The organism is Streptomyces sp. NPDC006368, assembly GCF_040612535.1.
Taxonomy (GTDB): Bacteria; Actinomycetota; Actinomycetes; order Streptomycetales; family Streptomycetaceae; genus Streptomyces.
The window spans coordinates 1-10,236 of record NZ_JBEXQK010000071.1; the positions used below are offsets into that span (position 1 = coordinate 1).

At 73.0% G+C, this 10,236-nt stretch carries 7 protein-coding genes; 3 read left to right on the top strand and 4 right to left on the bottom strand.

The genetic code is table 11. The features are described 5' to 3' along the window. Positions 1-350: ATP/GTP-binding protein (locus tag ABZZ38_RS29565; RefSeq protein ID WP_356745479.1), on the top strand; the 350-nt coding region annotated here is incomplete at its 5' end. Between the two features lie 165 nt (positions 351-515). On the opposite strand, the gene ABZZ38_RS29570 is transcribed toward ABZZ38_RS29565, so the two are convergent. The 4 genes from ABZZ38_RS29570 to ABZZ38_RS29585 all read right to left on the bottom strand — a co-directional run bounded on the left by ABZZ38_RS29570 (position 516) and on the right by ABZZ38_RS29585 (position 7,404). Beyond that, the gene (locus tag ABZZ38_RS29570) at positions 516-710 is read right to left on the bottom strand and encodes an acyl-CoA carboxylase subunit epsilon (protein WP_356745481.1); all 195 of its coding nucleotides are present in this window, start codon (positions 708-710) and stop codon (positions 516-518) included. 13 nt (positions 711-723) lie between these two features. Beyond that, the gene (locus ABZZ38_RS29575; protein ID WP_356745483.1) at positions 724-2,307 is read right to left on the bottom strand and encodes an acyl-CoA carboxylase subunit beta; all 1,584 of its coding nucleotides are present in this window, start codon (positions 2,305-2,307) and stop codon (positions 724-726) included. A 154-nt stretch (positions 2,308-2,461) separates the two neighbouring features. Further along, positions 2,462-4,867: a polysaccharide lyase 8 family protein gene (locus ABZZ38_RS29580; RefSeq protein WP_356745485.1), complete on the bottom strand. Its 2,406-nt coding sequence runs from the start codon at positions 4,865-4,867 to the stop codon at positions 2,462-2,464. Between the two features lie 107 nt (positions 4,868-4,974). After that, the gene (locus tag ABZZ38_RS29585) at positions 4,975-7,404 is read right to left on the bottom strand and encodes a polysaccharide lyase 8 family protein (protein ID WP_356745487.1); all 2,430 of its coding nucleotides are present in this window, start codon (positions 7,402-7,404) and stop codon (positions 4,975-4,977) included. 146 nt (positions 7,405-7,550) lie between these two features. On the opposite strand from ABZZ38_RS29585, the gene ABZZ38_RS29590 reads away from it, so the two are divergent. Together ABZZ38_RS29590 and ABZZ38_RS29595 are read left to right on the top strand one after the other, a co-directional pair. After that, a complete protein-coding gene (locus ABZZ38_RS29590) occupies positions 7,551-8,633 on the top strand; it encodes a substrate-binding domain-containing protein (protein ID WP_356745489.1) in 1,083 nt (360 codons plus the stop codon). A gap of 228 nt (positions 8,634-8,861) precedes the next feature. After that, complete coding sequence (locus tag ABZZ38_RS29595) at positions 8,862-10,061, top strand: glycoside hydrolase family 64 protein (protein WP_356745491.1); 1,200 nt, start codon at positions 8,862-8,864, stop codon at positions 10,059-10,061. Positions 10,062-10,236: the final 175 nt, after the last annotated feature.

Here is a 10,236-nt window from a genome sequence, read left to right on the forward strand (position 1 = left end):
TGGACCAGGACCTGATCCTGTACCTCTTCGGTACACCCGGCCAGGACCGCTTCTGGTTCATGTGGGACGACCTCGTACGCGGCGCCATCGGCGCGGTCGTACTGGTGGACACCCGCCGTCTCGCCGACTGCTTCCCCGCGGTCGACTACTTCGAGAACTCGGGCCTGCCGTTCGTCATCGCGCTGAACGGCTTCGACGGCCACCAGCCGTACACCCCCGACGAGGTCCGCGAGGCGCTCCAGATCGGCCCCGACACCCCCATCATCACCACCGACGCCCGCCACCGCGCGGACGCCAAGAGCGCGCTCATCACCCTCGTGGAACACGCCCTCATGGCCCGCCTGCGGTAGGCACGACGGAGAAAGGCCCGCACACCGGAAGGTGTGCGGGCCTTTCGCATGGGCCTGCCCGGTGCATGAGCCTGCCCGGTGCATGGGCCTGCCCGGTGCATGGGCCTGGCGCCACGGCGAAGGGCCCCGCGCTCCTGGGAGTGCGGGGCCCTTCGGTGGGTCGGGTCAGCCTTGCCAGCTGTGGGGGGCCCGGAAGCCGGGGGTGCGCTCCAGGCGGCGCCAGCCGGCGGTGGAGCGGGGCCGGTGGGCGCCGGTGGAGGGCTGGGCGGCGGCGCGGGCGAGGAGGATGGCGGTGATGGCGGCCAGTTCCTCGGGGTCGGCGTGGCCCTTCTCGACGCGGAGAACGGAAGCGTTGGTCACTGAGGGCTCCTGGTTACTGAGGCGGGTTGCCGTGCTTGCGGGACGGCAGGTCGGCGTGCTTGCTGCGGAGCATGGCCAGGGACTTGATCAGCACCTCGCGGGTCTCGGCGGGGTCGATGACGTCGTCGACCAGGCCGCGTTCGGCCGCGTAGTAGGGGTGCATGAGTTCGGCCTTGTACTCCTTGACCATGCGGGCGCGCATGGCCTCGGGGTCGGGGGCGTCGGCGATCTGGCGGCGGAAGATGACGTTGGCGGCACCCTCGGCGCCCATCACCGCGATCTCGTTGGTGGGCCAGGCGTAGGTGAGGTCGGCGCCGATGGACTGGGAGTCCATGACGATGTACGCACCCCCGTAGGCCTTCCTGAGGATCAGGGAGATGCGGGGCACGGTGGCGTTGCAGTAGGCGTACAGCAGCTTGGCGCCGTGGCGGATGATGCCGCCGTGTTCCTGGTCGACACCGGGCAGGAAGCCGGGCACGTCCAGCAGCGTGATGATGGGGATGTTGAAAGCATCGCACATCTGAACGAAGCGGGCGGCCTTCTCGCTCGCCTCGATGTCCAGCACCCCGGCCAGCGTCTGCGGCTGGTTGGCGACGATGCCCACGACCTGGCCGTCCAGGCGGGCGAGCGCGCAGATGATGTTGCGGGCCCAGCGCTCGTGGATCTCCAGGTAGTCGCCGTCGTCGACGAGCTCCTCGATCACCTTCGCCATGTCGTAGGGCCGGTTGCCGTCGGCCGGCACCAGGTCCAGCAGGACCTCCGAGCGGCGGTCGGCCGGGTCGTCACCGGGGTGGGCGGGCGGGTTCTCCCGGTTGTTGGACGGCAGCATCGACAGCAGGTAGCGCACCTCCGCGATGCACGTCTCCTCGTCGTCGTACGCGAAATGCGCCACACCGGACGTCTCGGCGTGCACGTCCGCGCCGCCCAGGCCGTTCTGGGTGATCTCCTCACCCGTGACGGCCTTGACCACGTCGGGGCCGGTGATGAACATCTGCGAGGTGTCGCGGACCATGAACACGAAGTCGGTCAGCGCCGGGCTGTAGGCGGCGCCGCCCGCGCACGGGCCGAGCATCACACTGATCTGCGGGATCACACCCGAGGCACGCGTGTTGCGCTGGAAGATCCCGCCGTAACCGGCCAGCGCCGAGACGCCCTCCTGGATCCGCGCACCGGCACCGTCGTTGAGCGACACCAGCGGCGCGCCGGCCGCGATCGCCATGTCCATGATCTTGTGGATCTTCGTGGCGTGGGCCTCGCCCAGCGCACCACCGAAGATCCGGAAGTCATGCGCGTAGACGAAGACCGTCCGGCCCTCGACCGTGCCCCATCCGGTGATCACACCATCGGTGTAGGGCTTCTTGCTCTCCAGACCGAACCCCGACGCCCGGTGCCGCCGCAGCTGCTCGACCTCACGGAACGAGTCCGGGTCCAGCAGCAGATCGATGCGCTCACGCGCCGTCAGCTTGCCCTTCGCGTGCTGCGCCTCGGTCGCACGCTCACTCGGGCCACGACGGGCCTCCTCGCGCAGAGCGTGCAGCTCCGCCACGCGCCCACGGGTGTCGGTCGGCTCGCCCTGGATTTCGTCGACAACGGTCATGTACCGACCCTACGAAGCCGACCAAGGAAAACCCGCCGTTGACTCCGTACAGTCTCCGGACTTATCTGCTGTCAGCCTTGAACAGAACCATTTGGCCGAGCGGCGGAAGTGCCAGCCCCGGACCACCCGGCCTTGTCGGGGTCCGACAAGGGGCTCAGCCCAGGGTCACCCGGCAGCGGTGGCCGGCCCCCGCCGTGCCGGGCGTGACGCGCAGCCGTAGCGTACGGCCGGTGGTCAGGATCTCGACGGCCGGGTCATGGTCGAGGACGCGGCGGGCCGGGTGGTGCCACGTGATCTCCAGGGGCTCGCCGGTGCGGGGTGGCTCGCTGACGTGGAGGGTGGCGGTCCGGCCTCGTCGGCGCAGGAGGACGCTCGCCGGGGCGGTGGTGGTGAGCGGTCCCACCGTACCCGGCTGCCAGAAGTTGGCGGCGGTCAGTCCGAGGGCCGGCACGGTGACGGCCTGCCGGGCGGCGGTGTTGTCGAGGATCTCCAGCCAGCGGGGGTCGTGCGCGCGGGCGGCGACGGTACGGCGCGACGCGCCCGGCATGAGGAGGTACGCGTAGGACGCGTCGGCCGGGTCGGTGCCGTGGTCGAGCCAGAGGGTCCGGTAGCGGCGGGTGCGGCGTTCGGTGGTGGAGGTGGTGTTGATGTCGCGCCAGGCGCCGGTGCGGTCCTCGCACAGGGTGCGCAGCGCGTCGGTGCCGCCGGGGAGCACCCAGCCGCCGTGGCCTTCGAGGTGGGCCCAGTGCGCGCCGGTGGTGAAGCGCTGTTCGCCCGCTTCGCTGTCCGGGGCGCCCAGGCAGCGGTTGTCGACGATCGTCTCGACGGGGACGCCGTCGGCGGCGGTGATGCCCGCGCCGAGGCAGATGAGGGTGTCGGCGGCGCAGAACCAGGACTTGCGGGCCTCCAGGGTGGAGCCGAGGCCGCGCAGATGCTGCCCCACGGCGGCGAACTCGCCGTCCGTCACTCCCCCGACCCAGCGCGCCGCGGGCTTCGGCTCGCCCCATTCGCCGCCCGCGCGGTCCGCGAGTCGCTTCGTCGACACGGTGGTGCCGGGCAGCCGGTACCAGTCGACGGTGGGCCAGAACCAGTCGGTGTACTGGGCTCCGCCGCCCGGGCCGGAGCCGGGTGCCCACCAGTACAGCATCCCGGCGCCGGTGTGCCAGCCGCGCGGGTTCTCGCCGTTGCCGCACTCGTAGTACGCGATCCGGTCGGAGGCCATGGCGATGTTGGCGGCCCAGCCGGGGCGGCGGTGCACGGCGCGGGCCATGGAGGCGAACAGCGTGTGGCCGACGGGCTCGGGGGCGGCGGGGACGGGTGAGGCGGCGACCGCGTGCAGCCGGGCGAGGTCGGCGACGCCGAACTGGCCCGCGGTCAGGACCGGACTGACGGTGTCCCGTTCGATCCAGCCCTTCACGCGCGCGTGCCACCGGTCGCGCTCGGCGGGGCTCGCGCCGTCGGCGAGCAGCGCGATGGCGGCGATGACGCCCTGGCCGTGGTAGTGGTCGCCGCGCATGACGGAGCGCGGGTCGTTGCGCAGGATGCCCCGGCTGATGGCGCGGCCGTTGACGCTGTCCATCATCAGGCCGTTGTGGAGGAGCGGGGCGTAGGCGTGTTCGACGCTGTCGAGGACGATCTGCCGGTTCGGGTCGGTGACGGCCCAGGTGGAGCCGGTGAGCAGGGCGAAGAGCCGGCCGAGGCCGTCGAGCAGGACCTGGCCGTACGTACCCGAGTAGGCGACCCAGGTGTGCTGGACGAAGCTGCCGTCGGCGTAGAGGCCGTCGCCGGAGGTGACGTGGGGGAAGACGGGTGAGAGCGCGTCGCGGGCGAGGGCCAGCTTGGCCGCCGACCTGCCGAGGACACCGCGCACGGCGACGGAGCGGCACAGGTCGACGCGGTTGGCGCCGGTGGAGGTACCGCTGTAGTCGGTGAGCATCGCGTCGGGGATGAAGTGGTCGACGGCGGCGCAGGCCGCCTCGATCCGGGCGGGGCCGAGGTCGTCGTACAGGGTGGCGGTGATGTCCATGAGGAGGCGGGGGCTGCCGATCTGCCACTCCCACCAGTTGCCGTAGCGGGTGGTGGAGGGGTTGTAGACGCGCTCGGCGAGGTGGTCGAGGCCGCGCAGGATGTCGGCGAGGAGGGCGGGGTCGCCGGTGTGGCCGGTGGCGTGCTGGGCGTACGCCTGGGTCATGGTCCACAGGCGGTGGTAGCTCTGTGTGATGCCGGAGGGCGGGTTGAAGGGGTGGCCGGGCCACAGGGAGGTGGCGGCCGGGGCCATGGAGGCGCGGAAGCGGGCGGCGAGGTCGCCGGTCTCGGCGAGGCGGGAGGCGTACGGCTCGGCGGTCGGGTCGTAGCCGGTGCCGAGCTGGAGGTCGAGCCAGCGCAGGCGGAGCGCTTGGAACTCCTCGGCGGTGTGGGGGTGGTGGGCGGCGTCGCCCGCGGGCGCGTGGGGGTGGTGGGCCGCTCGGGCCGGTGGCGGGGTCATGGTCAGGCCCAGGGCGGTGGCGGAGGTGGCGGCGAGGAAGGTGCGGCGGGACCAGTCGGGCACGTTCGGCGGCACGGGAGCCTCCTGGGGAGGTGGCGCGGACCGGCTGGGCCGGCCCGGCACGGGCTACTCACTCGTTCAATGCCCATGACAAGCCCGCTCACCCCGGTCCCGGCCCCTCCTCACCCCAGTCGCACCACCGCCCGGTGGACGGCGCCCAGTGTGCCGGGCGTGATGCGCAGTTTCAGGGCGGAGCCCGTCGACGCCACCTGAACGGAGGGGTCCGCGGAGCTCACGGACGCGACCGGGCGGTGCCACGTCAGGTCGATCACGGCGCCGTCGCGCAGCGGCCCGGAGACGCGGACGGTGGCCGTGTCGCCGCTCTCGCGGAGCATGACGCTCGCGGGCGCGGACGCGGTGACCGCGCCGGGTCCCGTCCCGCCGACCGTCCCGGCCAGCCAGAAGCTGACGCCCGTGAAGCCGAGCGAGGGGACGCGGACGCCCTGGTGGTCGTTGGTGTTGGCCAGGATGGTCAGCCAGCCGGTGTCGGCGGCGCGGGCGGACGTCCGCTCGGCCGTGGCGCCCGGCATCAGGACGTACGCGTACGTCGCCCACGTCGGGTCCGTGCCGTGGTCGAACCAGAGCGTCAGGTACCGGCGGGTGACCGGGTCGCTCACGGCGCCCTTGTTGATGGCCGCCCACGCCCCGGTGCGCGCCTCGCGCAGCGCCTTGACGGTGGCGCCGCCGGGGAAGACGTACCCGGCGTGCCCGGCGAGGTGCGCCCAGCGCGCCCCGGTGAAAGTGGCGTTCCAGCCGGGGGTGGTGGGCTGGGCCGTGCCGTCGACGGTGAGGGCGTGCGTGCCGCTCGCGCCCAGGTTGCGGTTGTCGACGACCGACTCGACGCCCGTGCCGTCCCGGCCGTGGATGCCGGCGCCGAGGCAGACGACGGCGTCGTCGAGGAAGAACCAGGACTTCTTGGCGAGCAGCGTGGAGGACAGGCCCTTGAGGTACTGGCCGACGGCCGCGTACGTGCCGTCCGTCGCCCCGCCCACCCAGCGCACGTCGGGCCGGGTCACGCCCCAGGTGCCACCCTCGCCGTCGGTGAGCGCCTTGCGGGAGGCGGTGGTGCCGGGGAGGCGATAGGGGTCGACGGTGGGCCAGAAGTCGTCGCTGTACTGGCCGTTGGCGAAGGAGTCGCCCCACCAGTAGAGCATTCCGGAGCCGCTGTGCCAGGCGCGCAGGTTCTCGCCGTTGCCGTTCTCGTAGTAGGTGATCCGGTTCGAGGCCATGGAGACGGCGGCGGCCCAGCCGGGGCGGCGGTGGACGGCGCGGTCCATGCCGGGGAAGAGCCGGTGGCCGGTCGGCTCGGCGGTCGCCGGCGCGGTGCCGTCGTTCACGGCCTTCAGCCGTGACAGCTGGGCGACGCCGAGCGCGGGGCTGGAAAGGAGGGGGCTGTAGCGGTCGCGGGCGATCCAGCCCTTGACCATGCCCTCCCAGCGGGCCCTCTCGGCGGCCGACGCGCTGCGGGCGAGCAGCGCGACGCAGGCGATGATCCCGTGTCCGCGCAGGTGGTCGTCCTGGCGGATCCGCCGGGTGTCCGCCTTCTGTACGCCCCGGCTGACCGCGCGGCCGGAGACGCCGTCCATGGCCAGGCCGTTGAAGAGGAACGGCGCGTACGCCTTCTCGACCGAGTCGAACACGACCTGCCGGCCGGGGTCGGTGACCTCCCAGGCCGACCCTTTGAGCAGGGCGAGGAGGAGCGAGAGCCCGCCGAGCATGACGGCGCCGTACGACCCGGCGTAGGGGACGTGGAGGTGCTGGATGAAGCTGCCGTCGGCGTGGAGCCCGTCGCCGGAGGTGACGTAGGGGAAGACGGGTGAGAGCGCGTCGCGGGCGAGGGCGAGTTTGGCGGAGCTCTTGCCGATCACGCCGCGCAGCGCGAGGACGCGGCACAGGTCGACGCGGTTGGCGCCGGTGGAGGTGCCGGTGTAGGCGGCGACCGCGCTGTCGGGGACGAAGTGGTCGACGGCGGCGCCGTGTTCGGCGATCCGGGCCGCGCCGAGGTGGTCGTACAGCAGGACGTCGGTGTCGAGCAGGGCCTGCGGGATGCCGATCTGCCAGTTGTACCAGTTGCCATAGCGGGCCCGGGAGGCGTTGTATGCCTGGTCATGGAGGTGGTCGAGGCCGCCGAGTATCTCGGCGCGCAGGGTGGCGTTCCCGGTGAGACCGGTGCCGGGCTGGGCGTACGCCTCGGCCATCGTGCGCAGCCGGTTGTAACTGGTGTTGAGGTTCCCGGAGTACGTGTAGGACTCGGCGTCCGTGTCCGGTTCCGGGTCGGCGTAGGGCAGGTCGGGCCAGAGGGAGCCGGTCGCCGGGGTCATGGCGGTGCGGAGGTCGGCGGCCGTGGCGCCGAGGGCGGCCAGCTTGGCGGCGTACGGCTCGGCGGTGGGGGTGAAGCCGGTGCCGAGGAGGAGGTCGCGCCAGGTGAGGCGGAGGGTGTCGTAGGTGTCGGCGGCGACCGCCGGGGGCGTCGCCGCCCCGAGCGGGCCGGCGACGGCGGCGGTGAGGGAGGTGGCGGTGGCGGTACGCAGGAGGGCGCGGCGGGACAGCACGGGAGGAAACCTCCGGGGGGTGAGGTGCGTCGTTGAACCCGGAACCACTCAGGGGTGAGCGGTTTCTCCCACAGCACGAACACTTGGTCAATGAACCGCTCAGAATCGCTCAGGAACGATCAGCCGAAGGAGAGCCCGAGCCGCCCATGCACGCCGAAGAGAGACACCAGGCGATACTCCGCAGGCTGCGCGAGCGCGGCTCCCTGCGCGTCACCGACTTCGCCCGCGAGGTGCGGGTCTCCCCCGTCACGATCCGCCGCGACGTGGAGACCCTCGCGGGGCGCGGCCTCCTCGCCCGTGTCCACGGTGGTGCGGTGCTGCCGGAGTCCGGGGCCGCCGTCCCCCGGCCGGTGCCGGAGGAACAGCCGGTCTTCGGCCTGATCGTGCCGGCGGCCGACTACTACTACCCGGAAGTGATCAAGGGTGCCCGTGAGGCCGCCGCCGAGCGGGGCGTACGCCTGGTCCTCGGCATCTCGCGGTACAGCCCCGAGCAGGAGCGGACGCAGGTCCGCCAGATGATCGCCGACGGCGTCGGCGGCCTGCTGATCACCCCCTGCGGAGAGCTGGACCCGGCCGGGGTGAGCGTGCCGTACGTCCTGGTGGAGCGACGCCCCGCCGACGACCTCGCGCCCGGTCCCGAGAACGGACCCGCCAACGGCCCCGCGACCGCCGAGCACGTCGTCACCGACCACGTGTACGGCGCCGGGATCGCCGTACACCACCTGGCCTCGTCCGGGCGGCGGCGCGTCGGGCTGGCGGTGCGCGACGACAGCCCGCACGCCGCTCAGATACGGGAGGGCTACCGGCGGGGCCTCGCGGCGGCCGGTCTCGAACCGCCCGCCGACGGGGTTTTCCGGCTGCCGCCGCCCGGGGACACCGCGGGCACGGCCGAACGGGACCGGCTGCTGGACGCGGTCACCGGGGCGGCCGGCGACGGGCGGCTGGACGCGGTGCTCGTCCACAACGACCACGACGCGCTCGGCCTGCTCCAGCGGCTGCGCGCCCACGGCGTCGACGTGCCCGGGGGGATCGCCCTGGTCGCGTACGACGACGAGGTCGCCGCGCTCGCCGACATCCCGCTCACCGCCGTGGCCCCGCCCAAGCACGCCGTGGGCGCGGCGGCCGTCGACCTGCTGGCGCGTCGCCTCGCGGACCCGGGCAGGCCGCGCCACCGGCTGGCGATCCTGCCCGAGCTGCACGTCCGCGCGTCGACGTCGACCACGGGCTGAGGTCACCCGCGGCGGAGGCGGGCACCACCCCGGCCCGCGTGGCCGCACAACCCGGCCGCCGCTCCAAGTACCCCGCCCCACCGTCGACTTGTGAAGTCGTACGAAATCTGAGAGCGCTCTCAGTCACATGTCTTGACGCCACTTCCGGGCGCCGGGAGAGTGTGGGCCACCTCCCACCACTCCCTCCCCCACAAGGAGTGCCTCATGACGTCCCGTACACCGAGCCGCATGTCCCGCCGCCGGTTCCTCGCCGGTACCGCCGCGGCCACGGCGCTCGCCATGCGGACCACGGCGTCCGCCGCCCCCGCCACCTGTGAACTCGCCCTGGAGAACCGGTCGTTGCCGGGTACGGTCCACGCGTACGTGACCGGGCACGAGCAGGGCACCGGCCGCTGGGTGCTGCTGCGGCCCGGGGGCGGCGTCTACCGCCCCGAGTCCCCCGCCGCGCCCATGACCCCGCTGCCCGTGGACTGCGCGATCCCGCTGCGCCCCGCCGGCGCGGGGCCGGTCGTCCTGACGCTGCCGCAGATGTTCGGCGCCCGCGTCTACTTCGTGCGCGACAACAAGCTGGACTTCTTCCTCAACCCCGGCCCCGCCCTGGTGGAGCCGGCCTTCGCGACGCCCGCGGACCGCAACTACCACCGCATCTGGTCCTTCGCCGAGTTCACCTTCGACCCGTACCAGCTGTACGCGAACATCAGCTACGTCGACCTGGTGACCGCCCTGCCCATCGGGATCACGCTCACCGGCGACGCCACGCACAGCGTCGCCCCGCTCCCCGCCGGCGCCCTCCAGCGGATCGCCGACGGCCTGGTCGCCCAGGCGGCGCGGGACGGGCAGCCCTGGGACAAGCTGGTCATCCGCTCCTCGAACGGCTCGGTCCTGCGGGTGATCTCGCCGCAGAACCTGATGGCGCCGTACTTCGACCGCCCCGACCAGATGCCCTTCCGCACCGCCTTCACCGGCTACATCGACCAGGTCTGGCAGAAGTACCGCACCACCGATCTGCGCATCGACCTCCAGGGCGGGCGGGGCGTGCGCGTCGGCCGCGTCAACGGTGACGTCCTGACCTTCACCGGCGGGCACACCTTCACCAGGCCCACCTCGAAGGACGTCTTCACCTGCAACCACGGCCCGTTCACCAACAACCCGGGCGACTCCGACGACCGCAAGGCGCTGCTGGCCCGGCTGGCGGCGGGCTTCAACCGCACCACGCTGCTCACCCACCCCGACCAGCCGAACGGCCCGGCGCCCAGCGACTACTACCGCGACCCGTCGACGAACCACTGGTCGCGCGTGGTCCACGCGAACACGCCGATCGGGTACGCCTTCCCGTACGACGACGTCCGTCCGGACGGCCGCCCGGACGTCTCGGGCGCGGCCCACGACCCGAACCCGCGCCGCTTCACGGTGTCGGTCGGCTCGTAGCACCGGGGCCGACGCCGCGATCGGCCGCGGACGCCGATGAGCCGGGACGCTCCGCGGACGGCCTGTCGGCGCCAGGTCCGCGCGCCGGCAGGCCGCCCCGGCAGCATTCCCGCCTTTCAGGAGCAGACCCGGCCGACCGGCCCGCGCCGCGCCGCCCCGCGCCGCGCCTTCGCGG

Excerpts from the sequence above, each read along its gene's own strand:
- ABZZ38_RS29575 (WP_356745483.1), bottom strand. The coding sequence starts at position 2,307 with ATGACCGTTGTCGACGAAATCCAGGGCGAGCCGACCGACACCCGTGGG.
- ABZZ38_RS29590 (WP_356745489.1), top strand. The coding sequence starts at position 7,551 with ATGCACGCCGAAGAGAGACACCAGGCGATACTCCGCAGGCTGCGCGAG.
- ABZZ38_RS29595 (WP_356745491.1), top strand. The coding sequence starts at position 8,862 with ATGTCCCGCCGCCGGTTCCTCGCCGGTACCGCCGCGGCCACGGCGCTC.